Below are 310 nucleotides of genomic sequence, written 5' to 3'. Positions count from 1 at the left end.
ACATCTTCCAGTTGGGTGAGAAATACTCCCAGGCAATGAACTGCGGTGTTCTGACCGAATCCGGTAAACATCAGGTACTGACCATGGGTTGCTATGGTATCGGCGTATCCCGTATTGTGGCCGCCGCCATTGAACAGAATCATGATAAGTACGGCATCATCTGGCCTGACGCCATAGCGCCATTTAAGGTTGCCCTTATCCCTATGAACATGCATAAGTCGCATCGTATTCAGGAAGCTGCTGAGGCCCTATACAACGCCCTGCAACAAGCCGGGATCGAGGTAATGTTTGACGACCGTAAAGAGCGCCC

General features: G+C 51.3%; 1 protein-coding gene. It reads left to right on the top strand.

The features are described from left to right. Positions 1–310: His/Gly/Thr/Pro-type tRNA ligase C-terminal domain-containing protein (locus J0A66_RS22595; RefSeq protein ID WP_241264393.1), on the top strand; the 310-nt coding region annotated here is incomplete at both ends.

The sequence above is a fragment of the Bowmanella dokdonensis genome, from assembly GCF_017254865.1.
Taxonomy (GTDB): Bacteria; Pseudomonadota; Gammaproteobacteria; order Enterobacterales; family Alteromonadaceae; genus Bowmanella; species Bowmanella dokdonensis.
This window is presented reverse-complemented; position numbering and strand designations above follow the sequence as displayed.